General features: G+C 47.7%; 12 protein-coding genes and 1 riboswitch. Of the genes, 4 read left to right on the top strand and 8 right to left on the bottom strand.

Annotation, left to right across the window (positions count from 1 at the left end):
- Position 1: 1 nt before the first annotated feature.
- The 4 genes from ACDE64_RS07580 to ACDE64_RS07565 are packed head-to-tail and all read right to left on the bottom strand — an operon-like array spanning position 2 to position 5277.
- Positions 2-1195 carry a glycoside hydrolase family 105 protein gene (locus ACDE64_RS07580; protein WP_411349556.1) on the bottom strand — a complete coding sequence of 398 codons (1194 nt, stop codon included), beginning with the start codon at positions 1193-1195 and terminating at the stop codon, positions 2-4.
- A gap of 38 nt (positions 1196-1233) precedes the next feature.
- Positions 1234-2748 carry an extracellular solute-binding protein gene (locus ACDE64_RS07575; protein ID WP_411349555.1) on the bottom strand — a complete coding sequence of 505 codons (1515 nt, stop codon included), beginning with the start codon at positions 2746-2748 and terminating at the stop codon, positions 1234-1236.
- 22 nt (positions 2749-2770) lie between these two features.
- Positions 2771-4273: an extracellular solute-binding protein gene (locus ACDE64_RS07570; RefSeq protein ID WP_411349554.1), complete on the bottom strand. Its 1503-nt coding sequence runs from the start codon at positions 4271-4273 to the stop codon at positions 2771-2773.
- 44 nt (positions 4274-4317) lie between these two features.
- On the bottom strand, positions 4318-5277 hold the full coding sequence (locus tag ACDE64_RS07565; protein ID WP_411346729.1) for an ABC transporter permease: 960 nt from the start codon (positions 5275-5277) through the stop codon (positions 4318-4320).
- 292 nt (positions 5278-5569) lie between these two features.
- Between ACDE64_RS07565 and ACDE64_RS07560 the strand changes: the two genes are divergently transcribed.
- Complete coding sequence (locus ACDE64_RS07560; protein WP_411345871.1) at positions 5570-6454, top strand: carbohydrate ABC transporter permease; 885 nt, start codon at positions 5570-5572, stop codon at positions 6452-6454.
- Between the two features lie 1043 nt (positions 6455-7497).
- Here the strand turns inward: ACDE64_RS07560 and ACDE64_RS07555 are convergent.
- Positions 7498-9741 (bottom strand): AraC family transcriptional regulator, encoded by a 2244-nt coding sequence (locus tag ACDE64_RS07555; RefSeq protein WP_411350250.1) that lies wholly within the window; start codon positions 9739-9741, stop codon positions 7498-7500.
- A 452-nt stretch (positions 9742-10193) separates the two neighbouring features.
- Here ACDE64_RS07555 and ACDE64_RS07550 point away from each other — a divergent pair, with 452 nt between their 5' ends.
- Positions 10194-11837 (top strand): GDSL-type esterase/lipase family protein, encoded by a 1644-nt coding sequence (locus tag ACDE64_RS07550; RefSeq protein WP_411349553.1) that lies wholly within the window; start codon positions 10194-10196, stop codon positions 11835-11837.
- Positions 11838-12079: 242 nt separating this feature from the next.
- Here ACDE64_RS07550 and ACDE64_RS07545 read toward each other — a convergent pair whose 3' ends face one another.
- On the bottom strand, positions 12080-13504 hold the full coding sequence (locus ACDE64_RS07545; protein WP_411349552.1) for an FAD/NAD(P)-binding protein: 1425 nt from the start codon (positions 13502-13504) through the stop codon (positions 12080-12082).
- A 486-nt stretch (positions 13505-13990) separates the two neighbouring features.
- Positions 13991-14090, top strand: a riboswitch (purine riboswitch).
- A gap of 159 nt (positions 14091-14249) precedes the next feature.
- Between ACDE64_RS07545 and ACDE64_RS07540 the strand changes: the two genes are divergently transcribed.
- Both ACDE64_RS07540 and ACDE64_RS07535 read left to right on the top strand, forming a co-directional pair.
- Positions 14250-16163 carry an adenine deaminase gene (locus ACDE64_RS07540; RefSeq protein ID WP_411349551.1) on the top strand — a complete coding sequence of 638 codons (1914 nt, stop codon included), beginning with the start codon at positions 14250-14252 and terminating at the stop codon, positions 16161-16163.
- A 123-nt stretch (positions 16164-16286) separates the two neighbouring features.
- Positions 16287-17366, top strand: coding sequence for a polysaccharide deacetylase family protein (locus tag ACDE64_RS07535; RefSeq protein WP_411349550.1), 1080 nt, complete (start codon positions 16287-16289; stop codon positions 17364-17366).
- Between the two features lie 151 nt (positions 17367-17517).
- On the opposite strand, the gene ACDE64_RS07530 is transcribed toward ACDE64_RS07535, so the two are convergent.
- Together ACDE64_RS07530 and ACDE64_RS07525 are read right to left on the bottom strand one after the other, a co-directional pair.
- Positions 17518-19683 (bottom strand): AAA family ATPase, encoded by a 2166-nt coding sequence (locus ACDE64_RS07530; protein WP_411349549.1) that lies wholly within the window; start codon positions 19681-19683, stop codon positions 17518-17520.
- Between the two features lie 509 nt (positions 19684-20192).
- On the bottom strand, positions 20193-21029 hold the full coding sequence (locus tag ACDE64_RS07525; protein WP_411349548.1) for a VOC family protein: 837 nt from the start codon (positions 21027-21029) through the stop codon (positions 20193-20195).
- Positions 21030-21216: the final 187 nt, after the last annotated feature.

Genomic DNA, 21216 nt, shown 5'->3' with positions numbered 1-21216 from the left:
ATTATTGCTCCTTCCCACTCGGAATCGACGATACTGAATCTTGCCGCTGGTGCTTGGCAGATGGACGCTCCTGATTCAGATGCTCATATTCAGCACATGCTTGCAGGAATGCACCTAGCCCTTTCTGATCATTGGTCACAATCGGCTCGCTGATATAGTAGGCAAAGGTGCCATCCCGCTGATCTGCACCGCCTAGCCCAGCAACCTGACAGTTTTTGTTGTAATTAATCCAGCCGTCCTTCGTTTCCAATACAAATTCGGAGATCATGCCAGCGTATGCCCAATCTGCCGTTTTTAGCCAGTCTGGTTCCAGTACGCCAAGACGAATGCCTTTGCTGATTGCATAGACGAACATCGCGCTTGCCGATGCTTCCAAATAATTGCCTTTGCGTTTGCCCTGATCAAGTACTTGATACCAGACGCCCGTTTCCTCATCCTGATATCGTCGTACAGCCGTCAATGTATCGTTCAGCATACGCTCCAATTGTTCGTAATGCGTATGCTCTACCGACAGAATCTCCAGCACATCCACTAGCGCCATCACAAACCAGCCAAGTGAACGTCCCCAGAAGTTCTGCGACAATCCCGTATCGGCATTGCACCAAGGCTGCTGCCGCTTCTCGTCCCATGCATGATATAGCAGCCCGGTTTGCGCATCCTTCGTATGACTCTCACATAGAATGAACTGCTTGGTCACATCGTCCACATCGGCTGCATCGCCGTAGGTCAGCGCATATTCCAGATAAAAGGGCGAGCCCATGTACAATCCATCAAGCCAGATTTGATACGGATATATCTGCTTGTGCCAGAATGCGCCTTCCGATGTGCGTGGATGCGATTGGAGCTGCTTACGCAGTAGATCAGCGGCTTTGCGATACTTCTCTTCGCCGGTTTTGTTGTGCAGCATAAACAGCAGCTTGCCGTTGTTAATATGATCGATATTGTATTCATCTATCGTATATCCGCGAATACTGCCATCTTCCTGTACAAAATAATCCATATTGTGGCGGATATAATCGATATACACTGGATCGCCTGTTTGCTGCCACAATAACTGGAACCCTTTCAAAATCACGCCATAATCATACGACCATTTGCCATGATGTACCCGATCTTCGTGCAGGTATGGCTGACGTTCCATAATCGACTTTGCCGTTCGGATCGCCCATTGCGATTGCTGATCCCAGTTGTTCATCGTTGTCCTCCTCCAAAGAATGATGACTGCCGTCGCTCTTATTTGCCGACTTGCTGATATGCGGCTTCGTATTCGGAAATGATGCTGTTGCCGCCAGAGTTTTTCCAGTTTTCCAACGCTTGATTGAAGCCGTCACGGTCGATTTCGCCCAGAATGTATTTGTATGTCGCATCGGTGATAATCTTTTGCAGTTCGGAGCCTTGTGTATTATACGTTTCCGAATCCAACGCATACGCCGGGTTCAGTACCGCATAATCAGCATTTTCTTTGATTAGCTTGTCCGCTTCTTGCTTGAGTGGATCGGCATCATGAATCTGATAACCGCTTTCCTTCGGACGGCTGGATGCAAATGGCTGTACTTCTTGCTGCCACAGATCGGTATTGATAATCGTGACTGCGTCTTTGTCATCTACCGTATAATGCGTGCCCTCGATACCATATGTCATGAGCGCATACGAATCTTCATCCAACAGATCGTTTACGAATTGTAAAATGCGTTTCAGCTGTGCTTCGTCCTTGACCTCAGTACGTGGGAACGCTAGCAAACCGCCAATGCCATTATTAGCTGCCCAGATGGCGCGATCTTTTTCATTGCCGGTAGATGTAATATCGTTAACCATCACCAGCTCCATATTGTTTTGCAGACCTTTTGCCATATTAAGCAGGTTTTTACTGTCAAACAGCGCGCCGACATAAATGCCTGCTTTGCCTTGGGCAAACTTCTGCTGCTGATCGGTTTTGGCGGTAACAGCAAAGTCTTTGTTGATATAACCGTTATCATACAGCTCTTTCATATAATTCATCGTCTTCATATAACCGTCGGTCATAAATTCCGGTGTCATCTTGCCGTCGGAGCTAACCTGCCAGTTATTCGGTGTGCCGAAGTAGGAGCCGAGCGTCTTGAATGCACCGTAGATCAGATCGTTGCGGTCAACAAAGCCAGTCGTATCGTTCTGCCCGTTACCGTCCGGGTCTTTTTCGGTAAATGCTTTAGCAACTTCCATCAGCTCATCGGTTGTTTTTGGTACTTTCAGACCGAGCTTATCCAGCCAGTCCTTGCGGATGGTAACACCGTTACGTGCCAGATCCTTTTGAAACGGAATGCCGTACAGCTTGCCACCGATTGATGCGGACTTGATCGTCTCCGGCGAGATCTTCGCCAGATTCGGGAACTCCTTCAAATACGGCTCCACTTCCCAGAACAGACCGGATTTGAGCGAATTACGCACAGAGGAATTGTCCAGCATCGTCAGCGTCACAATATCCGCCAGCGAGTCGGATGCGAGTGCGGTGTTGATCCGTTCTTCCTTAGACGCATCTGGAATCCATGAGAATGTAATATCGGAATTAGTCTTCTCCTCCAGCTTGTCAAGCACGGTATCTGTTGGCGGCGAAGCGGTATGCAAAATGTTGAGCCAGCTAATATTCGCTTTGGAATTGGCATCATATTCGCCGGATGAAGCACTTTGACCACCACAAGCAGTCAGCAGGAATGCGCTACTGATAACGATAGCAGCCGCTTTTTTGATCGCATGTTGCGGAGCTTTTTTCATAAATCTTCCCCTTTTCTGATGGTTATTTGTTCTGTACCACTTTGTAAGCGGCTTCATATTCTTCCGTGATTTTGGTTCCGCCTGCATCTTTCCAGCTTTGCACCGCTTGCTTGAAGCCTGCTTCGTCAATCTCGCCCATAATGTAGCGGAAGGTTGCATCGGTGATCACCTTTTGCAGTTCGGTTCCTTGCTCGTTGTTCGTTTGTGAATCAAGCGGTACGGTTGGATCAAGCACTGCGAATTTGTCGTTTTCCTTGATCAGCTCGTTCGCCATTTCTTTACGCGGATTGGAATCTTTGAGCTTGTACGTTACTTCGCTTGGACGAGACGCGGCAAATGGCTGCACATCTGCTTGCCATTTATCCTGATTGATAATTTTGAAGGAACCGTCTGCATCGATCTCATAATGCTCACCTTCAATGCCGCCAGTCATGTACATAAATGCTTCCTTGTCCAGCAAATCGTCTACGAATTGCAGTAACCGTTTCAGTTCAGCTTCAGACTTCACCTCTGACTTGGGAAAAGCGAGCAAACCGCCGACACCGCTGCCTTCCGACCAGATATGGTACTGCCCGTCGCCATTGGAGATTTTGTTGACCGGCACTAGCTCCATGCCTTTTTGCAATCCTTGTGACATATTTTCCAGACTGGCGATATCAACCATACCGGTATAAATGCCTGTCCGACCTTGTGCAAATTGCTGCTGCTGATCCGTCTTTGCAGTGACCGCGAAGTCGCGAGTCAGGTAGCCATTTTCATACAGCTTACGCGAATAGTTGAGCGTATCCATATATTGAGGCGTATCGAACTCTGGTGTGAATGTGCCGCTGTCATCAACTGCCCAGCCGTTCGGTGTGCCAAAGTAGGAGCTGAGCGTCTTGAAGCTGCTATACCGCAGATCAGAGCGATCGCCGAAGCCTACCGTATCATCCTTGCCGTTGCCGTCAGGGTCATCTTCGGTGAAGGCACGCGCCACGTTGTACAGTTCATCCAGCGTCGTTGGCACTTTTAGACCGAGATTGTCCAGCCAGTCCTTGCGCAGGATTAGACCAGAGCGTGCCAGATTTTTCTGAAAAGGAACACCGTACAGATGCCCTTCAATTGAAGCGGCTTCACGTACATTTTGCGGAATCTGTTTCAGATTGTCATAGCTGTCGAGATATGGTCCTACATCCCAGAACAGACCCGATTTGAGCGAGTTGCGCACTGTCGAATTGGTCATCATCGTAATCGTAACCATATCTGCCAGTTGACCAGAAGCGAGCGCGGTCGTGATCCGTTCTTCCTTGGATGCATCGGGAACCCAGCTAAATTGAATCTCGGAATTGGTATACTGCTCCAGCTTGTTCTTGACTACATCCGTCGGCGGCGAAGCCGTATGTAGAATATTCAGCCATGTAAAATTCAGCTTCGCATTCGGATCATACGTCTGATTCGCCTCTGCCTCGCTACCATTGCCACAACCTGACAACACAGTCGTTAACGCCAATGCCGCCGCCAGTACCATACTTGCTTTTCTTCTCATCCTTATATCCCCCATGAGCCAGAATGGATAAAACGATATGCGATTTAATACACGCCGTCCTCGCCAAACTTCTTCGCCAAGCGGTTCGCCAGCATGATTAAGACGAGACCGACCAATCCTTTGAACAAGCCGACGGCTGTACTGAAGCTAAGCTGTCCATTTTTCAAACCAGCGGTATAAATGTAAGTATCAAAGATCTCCGCTACTTCGCGATTCAGCGAATTAAGCAGTAAATACATATGTTCAAAGCCCAGATCGAGCGTGCTGCCGATCTTCAGAATCAGCAATGTAATGATAACCGGACGAATCGCCGGCAAAGTAACATGCCATGTTTTGCGCCAGCGGGATGCGCCGTCCATCTCAGCCGCTTCATACAACTGTGTATCAACCACAGTGATCGCTGCCAAATAAATGATCGTCGACCAGCCTAGCTCTTTCCAAATGATCTGCGCCATATACATCGTACGCAGCCATTCCGGCGACGTCAGGAAGCTGACTTTGGGCAATCCAATCGCTGCCAGCATCTCATTGACGACCCCACCATCTACCGTCAGAAATACGTATGTGATGGATACGATAATGACCCATGACATAAAGTGCGGAATGTAGATAATCGTCTGAATGGCATTTTTGAAATACCGATGTCTCACTTCATTAAGCATCAGCGCTAGAATGATCGGCAACGGGAAAAAGATGACGATATTCAGTGCAAACAAAATGAGCGTATTGCTTAACAACATAAAAAAGGTAGGCTCTGTAAACAGCCGAACAAAGTGCTTCATCCCTACCCACGGACTGTCCGAGATGCCGAGATATGGCTGGTAATCCTGAAAGGAAATAATCAGCCCACCCATCGGCAAATACTTGAAAATAACAAAATAAATAAAGCCCGGCAAAATCATCAAATACAAAAATTTGTTACGCATAATGCCGTAGCCGCCCTTTTTCTTAACGGCTTTGTTCTCCTGTTCCAATTCCAGTGCCGCAGCATCGGACATCTTCATTCCGTTTGATATCTTCACCGGATGCCAGCCTCCTCTATGCAATCTCGCTTACGTGTTCCAGATTAAAGTAGCATCGTCATTCCGTATATAATCATCTTATAATAACGCTTGCAAAATGTTGATGCTACGCCATTTCCAGACTGGTCATCTCATCTGGTGATTATATTATGAGGTAATGATTATTCCGCTCCAATCGACGAAATCAACCATCATCTGGGCAACGGATTATATACGGAACACCACTGGCTTGGTACAGTAAATGTATACAAGACGATGAAGGAGGTTCCTGTTTATGGAACAAACATTGCGGAAAGACACTTCGCTTGGAGGCAAGCTATTCACCATCATTAATAACACTTTATTGATCCTGATCGCGCTCGCCTGTTTATTACCATTCGTCAACGTGATTGCCAGCTCGTTCGCTTCGACGCAAGAGGTCGTATCCAAACGATTCATTTTATTCCCGACAACCTTTTCACTGGATGCTTACCGTTATATTCTGTCCACACCAACGATCTTCAAGGGACTCGGCGTCTCCATCGGCACAACGCTGGTCGGCACGCTCGTCAGTATGGCGCTGACCGCATTCATGGCATACGGGCTGTCCCGTCGCTATCTCGCCGGTCGCAACGCCATCAACTTTATCGTTGTGTTCTCTATGCTGTTCAGCGGCGGAATGATTCCGACTTTTCTCATTGTCAAAAGCGTCGGTCTGATCGACTCGTACTGGTCGATGATTCTGCCGGTAGCAATCAACGCCTTCAATCTGATCATCATGCGCAACTTCTTTCAGGCGTTGCCAGACAGTTTGGAAGAATCGGCAAAGATTGACGGTTGCAATGACTTTGGGGTGTTTTTCAAAATCATGCTACCGCTGGCATTGCCGTCTATTGCGACGATCTCGCTGTTTTATGCGGTAACGTATTGGAATACGTATATGAATGCGATTCTGTATTTGAACGATTCGGGTAAATGGCCGATTCAGGTACTGCTGCGTCAGATTGTTATCGTCTCCAGCGGGATGCAGGCGGAAGGCAGTTCGGTGGATGTGATTCCTCCGGCGCAGACGATCAAGATGGCGGTTATTGTCGTGGCGACGGTGCCGATGTTGATTGCTTATCCGTTTGTGCAGAAGCATTTTACGAAAGGTGCTTTGTTGGGTGCGGTTAAGGGGTGACACTGATTGGCTGATTGCTATTGGAATTGATGTGGAATGAAGTTTGGTTCTGCTTACATGGTTTAGGGTGCTTGGCGGTGCAATTTGGTTACGGGTTGGGTTTTGTAAATGAATTGCTGTGGCGGACAAGCGCTCCGGGAAGAGATAAGGGAACGGGACTCCGGTGGAGCCGCGGGAATCTTTTGGATTTGGGAAAGAATGAAGATTCCCGCCCCTCCAAAGTCGCCCTTTTCCCTTATTCTCTTCCCTCCGCTTAGTGCATCCTATAAAACGAAAGTTCTTAAAACCTTGAGAATTTCACTAATCTTGAATCCCAACCTGAGATCTTACGAATCTTGAGATTCTTTGAATTAGTCGTTGGAGATATATAGCATATTCGAATAATAAGAAACCATAAGATTTCTAAAAAACCTGCTTATATTCTATTTAGCGACTTGGCTGCTAAGTGCTCATAATCGCTATCGCTCTATTCAGTTAGGAGCACTTTTATTTGGAGCATCCGCGAACCTAATGTGAATTGGGAGATTCATTTGTCAAAATTCCCATTAAAAATCCTGTTTATTTGAACTCAACAATAGTTTCATTAGCTAGCTCTAGCAGCTGTGTAAATGACCAAGTAAGCATGCGAAATAATGAAGTACAAATAAGTGCACGCAACAATAACATAAGATACTTGTTGTAAAAGCTGTTTTTGTATAATCCAACACTTGAGCAATCATTCAGCAAATATATGAATACAAGAACACAATTGTCCTCTGACGTCTGGCTTCGTAATAATGATGCGCTTCGGAATTGTGTAACTACCTGTCTCCCCTTCTGCCAACCGATGACAGATGCGGGAAGTGGAGGAAAGGGACTGCGGGAAAAGGACGACTTATAGTGTTGTGATCTTCAAACACGTGGTTCAATATAAAGTGATTTTTGCATAGCAAAATATCTTACTGATTGGGAGATGCGAGAATCTACCTTTACTCCTGATCCAGTAGATTCTCGTGGCTCCATCTGAGTCCGTTCCCTTATCCCTTTCCGAAGCGGTGGACATTCTACGTCAGCTGTCGCATCTTGCGATACGTTCCCGGCGTCACCTGCTCTTTTTTGCGAAAGGAGCGGATGAAGTTTTGCGGGTTGTGGTATTGTAGTCGTTCGGCGATTTCTTTGATTGTTTGATCGGTTTCGATGAGCCACTTTTTTGCCATGTCGAGGCGGTAGCTCATTAGGTAGTCGCTGAAGGTGGTGCCGTATTCTTTTTTGAAAATACTGCTCAGGTAGTTCGGGTTGTAGTGCAGTCGATCGCCGATCATTTCGAGTGACAGTTCGCGGTCGTATTCGCGGCGGACGATGTCGGCGATTGTTTCGGATAGGCAGCGGAATTGTTCGTTCGTTTTCTCTTTCATGCTGCGCACCATTGGGAAAATCACTTGTTCGACGAGAATGCGTTCGATTTCTTCTGGGTTGCGGATGCTAAGCAGGCGATGATATAGCGCCTGATTGCCGCTCGTGAGCAGTACTTCCAATCCGAGCAGCTGTTCCAGTTGGATCAGGTTATTGACGAGCCGCACGAGCATGACTTCAAGATCCATCGTATTGCGGCTTTTTTTCATAAATTCCGCCATCAATGGGTACAGGGTGGCGGATACTTGTTCTTCATCACCGAGACGGATTGCGTCGAATAGGCGCGCCTCCCATTCGGTTGGATAATGTAGCAGCACTGGACCGGAGACGACGTTAGAGATATCTTCGTAAAAGATGATCGATTCCTTGCCCAGATTCAGCCGCTGATGCAGCGCTTGTTTGCTCATTTCGCATGCTTCTTTGCTACCGAGCAGGCTGTCATACGAGCGACTGATACCGACACTGATCGATAGCTTGAGATAATCGCGAACGCTTCGCACCATTAATTTTGCGTAAGATAGCAACTCACGGCGCATCTCCTGCTCATTCTCATGGGCAAAGGTCAATATCGTCGCCTGCGTATCGTCGTTCAAAATAATTGGCAACAATCGCTGTTGCGCTGGAATTAATTCCTCAGCGATTTTGTTAATTGCGAGCATCAGCACATCACGGTCGGCAATGCTGCGCTTACCGATATTGTCCAGCTGTACGAGCATCACGACATACGTTTTGCCATCCAATCCGGTATAACCGATTCGTTCCAGTTGACCGCCGAGTTCGTCGGCTTTGATCCGATTGCGGAACAAATTCAGCACAAGCTGAGTTTCCAATTGCGGTTGCTCTGCTTGAATGAGTGTTTCGAGACTTTGCTTTTCGGTCAAAATATGATTAATCGACGAGAGAATCCAATCGATCTCATTGCCGGATTGCATCTGCCCGGTCGTCGGCAGACTATGCCGAATACGCTGAATCGGCTTTGTAAAATAGAGCGCAATCCCGTATGCGACCACGCTAATTAGCGCAATCAGTACTAGTTCAATCGCAATCAGACCATAACGCGTCGTTTGCAGCGCACCAGCAATTTCTTTTGGATCAAGTATGGTAACATACATCCAGTTATTGTACGTTGACTTGGCATAAATCAATTGCACACGTGAACGGTCTGCCGGATTCAAAGTCAGCATCCCGGTGCTCTGATCCGCCCCAATCATACCTGGCAGTTGCTGCACCTGAGTATTCGCAAAAATAGTCTCATTGCCACCCGTATCATACATCAGGTCACCTTGCCGATTTAAAATAAATACTGGCGCATCGTCTTCCGTATGTAGCGTGCGATTCAGCGTCTGACTGGAAATGTCCGATAGCGCAATCGCCTGCTTGCGTGTGGAGAAAACAGGCAGTGTATTGACGAACCGAATGCCGGTATCCGTTTTGATCCAGAACAATCCTTGCTCCTGTCCTTGAATATACTGCTTGTACAGCTGTTGCTGCTGAACATCGGTCAGATGTGTAAGTCGTCCATTGGCGATTTTCCAATTCTGTTCCAGACTAATGAGTGAATATTGCGCACCATCCAGACCCATCGTCGCGATATAGTTCAGCTGCGTATTCACATCGCGATAGGCAATAAAATCACGCTCTGTAATCGGGTTCTTCACAACGTCGCTAAACGAACTGGTTGTGCTATATGTATTGAAAGCGTATTCAATATTACGTATCTTTTGCTCCAGATTGTTACGCATTTGCATCATATACGTTTGTTTGCTGGCGGCGATACTGTCGGTCACCGAACGCACGGTACTGAAATAAATATAGATGCCAAAGCTGATGGACAATCCAATGCCCAATACTAGAATTGGAATAAATATTTTGTAAAACATCGTTCCTCTTTTCATCATATTCCCCCATCGATTCTGTGATCTTGCGGACGTTGTGTAGATGTGAATCTTGATATGATATGGACCATTTTCATTATACCCTTTTCATAATATGGATGGTAAGGGGTAAATTAACAAAATTTAGACAGTGGTGGGTGAGGGGCTGTTCTATTGGATGGAAATTAGATGGAACACTCCAGAAAGGAATAAGGGGACGTCCTCGGGTGGAGCCGCGGGAATCTTTTGGAATGGGAAGGAAGGACGATTCCCGCCCCTCCAAAGTCGTCCTTTCCCCTCATTCCTTTCTTCCGTTTAGTGCAATTAGATTATGGTCAGGGATCTAGGGTACTTACAAACCCCTCTTTAACAAAGTATGTGCAAGGAGGATTTTGTTCATTTACTGAGGTGTGTGAGGTAGTATGTTGGGTTGGTGTTTTTACATAATGTATTGAAGGAAGGGTGAGGGTTGGATGGTTTTATTGCGGGTTTTGGGTGAAGGTGTTGAAGGGTTGGGTGCTCGGTTATTGGGATTGCAAGAGGGTGATGGGGTTCGTTGGGTTTGGGATGGGGATGCTGAGAGGTTTGTGAGTGATGGGTTGGTGTTGGATGAGGATGAGCCGTTGGGGCGGTTGGTGGTGTATTCGGTTGGGGATGATGTGGCACGTGGGTGTGTGGTAGTTTTGCCGGGCGGTGGGTATCATCATCGGGCGGAGCATGAAGGGGCAGCGGTGGCACGATGGTTGAATGGGCTGGGCATTCATGCGGCAGTACTACATTATCGAACAGCGTCGGATACGGATCATACTGGGCGCTCTGATGATGAGGCAAAGGTTGATCCGAGGTTGATTGTTGGACAGGTGGAAGCGGCTTTGCTAGCAGTGCGGCGGCATGGGGTGGTGGACCATTGGAATGTGGTGCCGGATCGTATTGGGTTGATCGGGTTTTCGGCTGGTGGGCATTTGGCGGCACTGGCTGCGACGACAGGACGTGTGAAACCGGATGTGCTACTGCTAGCTTATCCGGTGATTACGTTGGAACAAGGGGTTACGCATGAAGGTAGTCGGCAGCAGTTAATAGGGGCGTTTCCTTCGGAGCAGCAGATTGCTCAGTATTCAGCTGAGCAACGTGTGGATGCACATACGCCGCCTACTTTTATTTGGAGCAGTGCGGATGATGCGGCAGTGCCAGTGCAGAACAGTTTGCTATTTGCACAAGCGTTGGCTGCGGCGGGTATTGAGCATGAATTGCATATATTTGAGCATGGGCGACATGGGTTAGGCTTGGCGGAGCAGCATCCGTATTGTGGCACATGGACGGCGCTGGCAGCGCGTTGGTTGGAACAGCATGGGTATGGGCATCCTTTCGGCTCGGACAGCTTGTTTGTTGATGGGGTTACTGCCACTCTCTCCTCTGCTGTCCCTGCTCATGAAACGCTTCGGCTATATATCGCGGGTGATTCTACAGCGGCGATCAAGGGCGGGATTGAGAAGCCGATGAGTGGCTGGGGTGAGTTTTTAGGCAGTCATTTTCAGAAACGGGTTCAGGTCGAGAATTACGCGATCAATGGGCGCAGTACACGTTCGTTTATTGATGATGGGCGACTGGATTATATTGCGGAGCATTTACAATCGGGCGATTATCTGTTCATTCAATTTGGTCATAACGATGGCAAAATCGATGATCCTACGCGATATACCGACCCGGATACGGAATACCCGGCATTTTTGCAGCGTTATATTGAGACAGCGCGTAATCATGGAGCGATACCGGTGTTATTAACTTCGGTCAGTCGCCGTTTGTTTTTGGAGCACGGGCAGCCTGATCCGCTGGCATTGGACAGGTATCCAGAGATGATGCGCCGGGTAGCTAACGATACGGATACGCCATTGTTGGATATATTTACTGCCAGCCAGCATTTGTATGAGCAACTGGGCGTGGAAGATTCCAAAGCGCTATTGTTACACTTACCGCCGGGACAGCATCCGAATTACCCGCAAGGGGTGGAGGATAATACCCACTTTTCTGTATATGGTGCACAGCGCATTGCCGAATTGGTAGTTGCTGCTATTGCAGAGCATCCACAGTTGAAGCGACTGGCACAGCTATTGACATAACCAATAACCAATAATAAATCGAGCTTGTATCTTCATGATATAAGTTTAAACAATCAATAGGCGCTCTCTTTCGTGTTATTTGCACGAAGAAAGCGCCTGTTGATTGTTAAAGTAAAGCGTCTCTAGCCTATTCCGTTTCAGCTAAACTGTTGTACTACGTCTATGTTATGGAAGAGTCCTTTGCATATACATAGGCAATCTGCCCATCTTCCCTTTTATTCCAAAGATATATTAGCTCCTTCTTAGCCTGTAACCACTTTGGGCCAACGTCCGACAAATTCGGGTTCGTCGTAGGCAAGGAAGCTGCTCAGAATATGCTCTTTATCATCCAAAAATAGCTGATCGGCGACAGCAGTCACGAGTTTTGGCACCGCATTTTTCGTACCAGAGATGGCTGATGCCGACAGTCCGCAGCTAGCGAGGGCGGAATAATTGAACACGAACAATCCGTGCAGCAACTTCTGCCCTTCCTCATCCCGACTTTGAAAAGCAAAGCCGGAACTCAAGTAAGGATGTGCATCCAGCAGGGCATTGGCAATGTCCGGCGGTGCATCGTATCGATCACTCCAACGAGCAATATGCTCAGCAACGATCTTCAATTCTGGACGTAATGCCGGATCGCTGAGCAGACCAGTACTGACGATCAGAAAGTCAAAATAAAACTCTCCATGCGGTGTCGTCACAAGCGCACCTTCTCCCTGCGGCTGTACATCCAACCATGGTGAATCCAGATGCAGCTGGAATCCTTCCCATGCTGCCGCACGTTCAAATGTATCATTCGTCGGTGGCTGATTGAATTTAAAAAAGTGTGAGATTGCCGCGTATTTCTCCCCATCAGACAGCGCGTGGAATCGTTCGATCATGCCGGACACTTCCATTTGCCGAATCGGATTGACGCTTGGCAGCACTTTACGTCGTACGAATACATGGGCTTCGCCTACGCCTTCCGTCAGCGCATGATTGGCATTGTCAAAGGCAGAGGCACCACCGCCGAGTACAGCGACTTTTTTCCCTTTTAACGTATCAAAATCGATGTGCTTGGACGTATGAGCATACAGATGCTCCGGCAACCGCTGGCTGATCATCGGCGGCACATGCCATTCGCCACCGCCCTGAATGCCAGTAGCCAGCACTACTTTACGTGCCAGTATCGTTTGCGACGGTGCGCCATGACCACCTAGATGTAAGCGATGAATTCCTTTCTCCAGCGGTTCGATCAGCTCCAGTCGAACATCGTTGATCACGGGCAGATTCAGTACACGCCGATACCAGCGCAAATAATTCATCCAATCGCCACGCGGAATTTTGTCTACCTGCTCCCAGCCTTCCGCTCCGGTCTGCGCTTCCCACCATGAGCGAAAAGTCAGCGATGGAATCCCAAGATCGACCGAGGTCAGATGTTTTGGAGTACGCAGCGTTACCATACGCGCATACGTTTCCCACGGTCCTTCCGTTCCTTCCGGGTTCTCGTCCAGTACGACAATATTGGAAATGCGTTCGCGCAGCAATCCGAATGCTGCCGCCAGCCCACTTTGACCGCCGCCGATCACGACTACATCATATACATGACCTTCGGGATGCGCCAATGGACGAACCCAGTCTGCACCACCGTAAGCCAGATATGCCAGATCCTGTTTTACACGTTCATTCAATGCTTCCAGACTCATATTCCTCATACCTTTCGCCAGCGTCTATTTGGTATTGCTTACGTTCACAATGTCACACTGTCTCACATTATCATTTTCATATCGCTACAGTGACCGATTCGGTTTGTAGCATGCAGCCTGTTCGTTATGGAGACGAATAGAGCTTTCATTGTCTACTTTATCAAGTCTGCTGCTTAGTAAGAACAGAACTTGAATGTATCTCATTATACCGAGGAACGATCATTTTTCGATAGTATATGTCAATTTTATTGTCATAAAACCTAAATTAAAAATGATGATTTGTTGATAATAACTAACATGATGTGTCGTTTTCATTTAAATGTAAAGCAAATACCGCATAATTGTCTACTTATTTGTTTGTTTCATATACCAATAACTCCATATCATCTTATGATGTATGCTTTCTATCTAAGAAGAACAGAACGTTATGTGAGAAAAGGTATCCATCGCACTTGCCAATTGCGCTTGTTTCTACTAAAATAGGTCTAATTTAAATTGTCTATCTTTCGTATAACCCTGATAATATGGGCCGGGGGTCTCTACCAGGAACCGTAAACTCCTGATTACGAAAAATGCTGTCATGCATTTTTTGTGATCGGGAGTTTTGTATTCTGTTTTGGTGGAACCTGCGGCTTATTCCCTCTTGTTAGAGTTACCGCCTGCGTTGTCCCCTTTTCTCAGAGATGAATTCTTTGCCGTTCACTGCTGACAGCATGCCCATCCTAATTCTGAAGGAGTGTATCTTATGCAAATGAACACAGCAGCACTTACGCGTCGTATTCAGGTTGCTTCCAAAGCCATCCCTGCCGATCTTGTCATTACAGGCGGTAATATTGTGAACGTCTTTACCGGTGAAATTATGCAAGGTAATATTGCGATTGTAGATGGAGTGATCGCCGGAATCGGTAGCTATGAAGGGCTCGAAACCATTCCTGCCGACGGACAATGGATTATCCCCGGACTGATTGACGGTCATGTGCATATTGAGAGTTCGATGCTATCCCCGCGCGAATTTGCCAAAGTCGTCTTACAGCATGGCGTAACTAGCGTGATCACCGATCCGCACGAGATTGGCAGTGTCGCTGGAACCGACGGTATCCGGTATATGCTGGAGCAATCGGAAGGATTGCCGATGGATCAGTTTATTATGCTGCCTTCCTGTGTACCCGCAACTTCATTTGAGAGCTGTGCCGCTCGTCTGGAAGCGGAAGATTTGGAAGCCTTTTATGATCATCCGCGTGTGCTTGGATTGGCAGAAGTGATGGACTTCCATGCACTATCCCATGCCTCCTCATCGATGGTGAATAAAATATCCTCCGCCCATATGCAGGGCAAGTTGGTCGACGGTCATGCCGCTGGGATCGCCAAAGAACAACTGAGCGTGTACGCTGCTGCTGGTATTCGTACCGATCATGAATGTATCAATGCCGAAGAAGCCAAGCAACGACTGGAACTGGGTATGTATGTGCTTGTCCGCGAAGGCACGGCGACCAAAGATCTGGAAACCATTTTGCCAGTAATTACGCCTTATAATTCGCGTCGTTGTGTATTCGTAACCGACGACAAGCTGATCGACGATCTGTTAGATGAAGGTAGCGTCGATCATAACGTAAGGCTGGCGATTCGTCATGGGTTGCCTGCTATGACCGCGATTCAGATGGCAACGCTCAATACGGCGGAATGTTACGGACTACGTGATCGCGGTGCGATTGCTCCCGGCTACATCGCTGATCTCGTAATCGTCGACGATCTGGAGCAGCTGACGATCCGTAGCGTGTTCAAACATGGGCAACAGGTTGTACAAGATACGGCATTGCTGGAAGCAGCATTCCCTGCAAGTACATCTAATACAGAGCAACCTATACTTGCTACGAATGCAGCGATCTCGTCTGCTGATTCACACCATACAATGGATGAGAACACCTCGGAAACGTTAGCTTCAGCGTCGATTGCCGCGATAGAGCATGCATCCAACCGCTTGAATCCACTGTCTCCAGCATCAACGACGCTCTTGACATGCAATACCGGTGCGCTCGATCTGTCCTGTCTAGCATTGCCGCTGCATGCAGCATTATGCAATGTAATCGAGATTATTCCGAACTCTATCGTCACTCGGCACGCTCTGGAAACGGTCGATATCGCCAATGGACACTTTGTTCCGTCTACAACTAACGATCTGCTCAAGCTGGCAGTCGTTGAGCGTCATCAAGGAACCGGTCATATCGGACTCGGTATCGTCAAAGGCTTTGAGATGAAAAAGGGAGCGATCGTCTCCACCGTTGCTCATGATTCGCATAACCTGATCGCTGCCGGTGCATCAGATGAAGAGCTGCTCCTCGCGATTGAGCATGTGGTAGGTATGAACGGCGGGCTGGCAGTCGTGTCCGGCACGGAGGTGCTGGCGTCCGTTCCGCTCTCCATCGCTGGTCTATTATCGGAGCTGCCATATCAGGACGTATATGCTCAGACGAAGCGACTGAATCAGGCATTGCTAGAGATTGGTGCTGCCAGTCATTTCAATCCGTTTCTGATGTTATCCTTCCTCGCCTTGCCGGTCATCCCGACATTGAAGTTGACCGATCTGGGATTGTTTGATTTTGCTTCCAATCAGCATATTTCGGTAGAAGCTGCGGCACATGTACAAACAGTGCATGAATAATAGATGAAACTTGAATAAATCGCCTATCCAGCATGGATTCACTCTAAAAATGGAAAACAATGGAACCGATATAGAGTACAGGATCTTGAAACCAACGTCTATGTCAAAGGAGAGAATTCATGCATGGTATGGGTTAAAGCACTTCTATTCACAGTTGGTGGACTGATTGTAGGCGCAGCTGCCGTTATTCTGGCGCTGTATTTGGATAATGGACCGCTGCAAAAGCTAGCTGGTCTACCTGTCCAAACACAATCGCAAACCACCGGTTCTATTCAGCAAGCATCGACGCCAGCCCCTTTATCGGAAAGCGAATTGCCTCCGGTTGAGAAATTCAATGACATTCCTAAAGCGACTTTTTACAAAGATCGTGTCGCTGTGCTGATGTATCACGACATTAGCCCGACGGAAAAAGGCGGCGATATTATCACGCCGGATTTGTTCGCTTCGCAACTGGACTTTTTACGCTCCAAAGGCATGAACTTTATCTCGTTAAATGATTTTCGCTCGTATATGAAAGGCGGCTCTGTACCGGAAAATGCGGTATTGGTCACCTTTGATGATGGGTATGAAAATTTCTATACGACTGCATTCCCCATTATGCAGGAGCGTAATATCTCCGGCGTTAGCTTCGTCATTACTGGCGATTTTAGCAAAAATGCCATCGTCAACACGCCGCATATGACCAAGCAGGAGATTACCGAAATGATTGGTGCTGATCCAAACATGGAAGTACAGCCACATACAAATCATCTGCATTACAAAACAAGCGAAACGACCGATGCGCTCACCGCTCCACTCGTCAAAAATGGCGTCGAAGAAACGCCGCAGCAATATTTGGCGCGCATTAGTCAGGACTTGACCACCTGTGTCGATTCCTTAAAGCCGCTCAATGAGCATCCGATTGATACGTTTGCTTATCCGTACGGTCTGTACACACCGGAAGTGGAACAAGTGGTCAAAGATGCTGGTATTCAGCATGCCTTTACAACAACGCTCGGTCTTGCCAAACGCGATGACAATCCATTCGCGATTCCGCGTATCAACGGTGGTTCGCCGCTTGTTAGCCCGCAACGTCTATTTGCTTCGATCTACTGGGAAACCAAACAACCGGGTCACAACCTGTACATCCCAGATTCGGTACAGCATAGCGGTCGTGAGGATATCGGCTCCGTCGATGTGCATGACACAGATGTGCACAAATAATACTATAATACTTGTATTGTTAGATCATACCTGCATCTCATGATCACAAAAAGCACCTCTCCTCTTCGTCTTCCATACAGGAAGCGTGGGCGGAAAGATGCTTTTGTTATTTTATAGGAAGCTTCTTTGTATATCACAGGCTAACCTTGCATTAACCAGCTTTGGTAACCTGAATGCTGTCATTGTTGACCGTTACATTGATATGAGTTACCTGCTCGTCATCCAGTACCAGATCGGTAATGCCATCTTCGACATACTGCTGAATAACACGACGCAATGGACGTGCGCCAAAGGCAGGATCATAGCCAAGCTCAGACAGTTTGCGTTTCGCTTCATCGGAAATATCAAGCGTCATGCCCTGTTCGCTCAGCGTTGTCTGAATATCATTGAGCATGTGATCGACAATCTGGATCAGATCTTCCGCTTTGAGCGCAGCGAATGGGATAATCGCGTCAAACCGGTTCAGAAATTCAGGGCGGAAATACGCACCCAGCGAGCTAAGAATCGAACGAGTCTGATCAGCTTTTGGTGCGGAGAAGCCGACAGTGACTTTTTTCTCCGCCATGCCTGCGTTTGAGGTCATGATGATGACTGTATCCTTGAAGCTGACGGTACGACCCTGACTGTCAGTCAAACGTCCATCGTCTAGCACTTGCAGGAACATATTTTGGACATCCGGGTGTGCTTTTTCAATCTCATCCAGCAGGATAATGCTGTATGGATTGCGGCGTACACGCTCAGTCAGTTGACCCGCTTCGTCATGACCGACATAGCCTGGAGGCGAACCGATCAGTTTGGAAACGGAATGCTTCTCCATATATTCGCTCATATCGAGACGGATCATCGCATCCTGCTGACCGAACAGCTCCTCTGCTAGTGATTTGGACAACTCCGTTTTACCGACGCCAGTTGGACCGACGAACAGGAACGAGGCAATCGGCTTGTGTTGCTGTCTCAATCCGGCGCGGCTGCGGCGTACCGCTTTTGCTACCTTTTCCACTGCTTCATGCTGACCGATGACTTTCTGTTCAAGGCGGGTAGCTAGATTTTTCATTTTGCTCTGTTCGTCCTGTTGCAGCTTGCCAACCGGGATACCCGTTTTGCGTTCTACGATTTGCTGAATGTCGTCCACCTGCACATTCACTGGTTCGCCTGCGCTGATGCCTTTGTTCAGACTTTCCAGTATAATCGCTTCCTGATCACGCAGTTCAGCAGCACGTTCATATTGCTCAGCAGCAGTCGCCTGTTCTTTTTCAACCTTGATCTGTTCCAGACGACTGCGCAGCTGGCTATCGTCTCCGACGGATGCTCTCAGATTCAAGCGTGCTCCAGCCTCGTCCAGCAGATCAATCGCTTTGTCTGGCAGGAAACGATCTTGAATATAGCGGTGAGATAACTGTACACAAGCGGCAATCGCTTCATCAGAGTAACGTACCCCATGGAATTCCTCATATTTTGGACGCAGCCCTTTCAAAATATCGACTGTCTCCTGTACGGTTGGCTCATCTACCATTACCGGTTGGAAACGACGTTCCAGTGCGGCGTCTTTTTCAATCTGGCGGTATTCCTTCAGTGTAGTGGCACCGATCACTTGCAGATCACCGCGAGCGAGTACTGGTTTCAGAATATTGCCTGCATCCATTGAGCCTTCCGCAGAACCAGCACCGACGAGCAGATGAATCTCATCGATAAACAGCAGGATATTGTCACGCTGTTGCAGCTCGGCGATCAATTGTTTTACCTTTTCTTCAAACTGTCCACGAATACCCGTTCCAGCTACGAGTGAAGCGACATCCAGCGAATACACTTCTTTGCCCAGCAGCTTGGATGGAACATTGCCCTCGGTGATGCGCAGCGCCAGCCCTTCGGCGATCGCTGTTTTACCAACGCCCGGTTCACCGATGAGCACGGGATTGTTTTTGTTGCGACGATTGAGAATTTCGATGACACGCTCAATCTCTTCATCACGTCCGATCACCGCATCGATTTTGCCATCGCGAGCGGCATCGTTCAGATTGCGTCCCAGTTGATCCAGTAACCCGTTACCACCATTGCGAGAGGATTGCGTGCGACCTTGTGCTTGATTGTTATTAGATGCTGCGCCATTGGCACGAGCGTTAGGCTGCAACAGACTTTTGAATAATTCGTCGATGGACGACATCCCTTGGTTGGAAGGACCAAAGCCTGCCGCGAATGGAACACCACTGTTCATTTTGGCATAGCAGTCCTGACAAAGAACGATTTTCTCAGATGTATGATTGATTGTGAATTGAAGCCCTACCGTAGCTTCGTTCTGATTACAATGTTGACAACGCATAAAGATTTGCCCCTTTCGTAGATAAGAATCCGTACATAGACGGGAGATAGCCGGTATTCACCGGATGATGCGAAAAGGATAGAACCGCTGTCCGTCGGGTTCGATGAATGCTGTATTCGCTGTTACTATGACATGCATAACAACGATACATTCACACTGTGCCACGATGAGGATCGGCGGGCGCAATCATATCATATTGCGACGATGCAGAACGATGATCCAAACTTAGATCATTGATTGATCAGGAAAGGTCAATTTGACGTTTGATCAATTCGTTCTGACTTTGACTTTCTTTGACTATTATAACTCTTCTGTAGTGGAAGTCAATAGATTCTAGATAGTTTCCGAAAATAAATTTGCATACAATTCATTCCTTCTACAATATAGCTCTATACACAAAAACTCTATATACCACATGTATAACCACACAAAAGCCTCTATCCACAACGATAGAGGCTTTTCGCATGATAATTCCACGTACAGTTTGTACATCTACAACATTTCGTCTATCACAGGCTATCCAATTCTACCTCGGATGCAATAAATCGATACTGCCCGCCGCCGATCTCAATCGCGCGTGCCAGCAGTGATTCGGCGTGCGTGCGGAAGGTCAATGCGGTGATGCCCGGCTCTACTGCCTGTACGAAGCTAAAATAATGCTTGCCAATTCGCAGTGTATTCGGTGCGGATTGTTCCTTTTCCAGTCCGAATAGCTCATGCCAGTGAGTAGCAGCGGCTTCTGGATTGACTACGCCGAACAAAGCCGACAGCAATTCCGTGTCACCAGCAGGATGTGGCGCTACCAGACCGGTACGGGTTAATTGATCCAATCGCTGCTCATCATCCCCACTCCATTGAATGAAAAAGGGATACGGCAACCCTTCAAAATCACCGCCGATCATAAACATGCGCCATTGAATCAAATGACCGGACGCATCGCGGCGTTCGCCATCCAATATGTCCGATACTTGTAGCTCATGCTGCTGTAACGATTGCCACACGGCATCAATATCATCAGTTCGTATAGCTACTCGGCTAAACCGCTGATATACCGGCAATTCAGTCAGCGCATCTCGCACAACTACATGCGATGGATCAGCAGCCTGTACCTTGTCGCGATCTTCAATACCGAGAAACTCAACATATTCCAACCCGAAATAACTAAGCGCATTATACGTTCCCCATTTGGGATGAGATCCACCGCGAAAGGCATGCAGTCCATATTGCTGAAACGTATCAATGGCTTCGTCGAGATTGTTTACATAATGAACAGTGTGATCCCAGCGCAGCGGATGTCCCGCTGTGCCTGATGTAGATATTACATGATTATCGTTAGGTTCGCTCATGATTGATCCCTCACCTTCTCACGTTTGCTCGTCATCTTCTATTGCGTATTAGCTTGCTGACTGCTCATTCCATACTATTATCTATCCCTCAACAATAGCAGTCGATTTCATACAATAATAAACCAATTTCAAATCAACGACACCTTCATCGGTAAAATCTTATATCTACATTCAAATGTTTTTCTAT

The sequence above is a fragment of the Paenibacillus sp. WLX2291 genome, from assembly GCF_046603665.1.
Taxonomy (GTDB): Bacteria; Bacillota; Bacilli; order Paenibacillales; family Paenibacillaceae; genus Saccharibacillus.
Note: the sequence above shows the minus strand (reverse complement) of the source record. Positions and strands in the feature narration are given on the sequence as shown.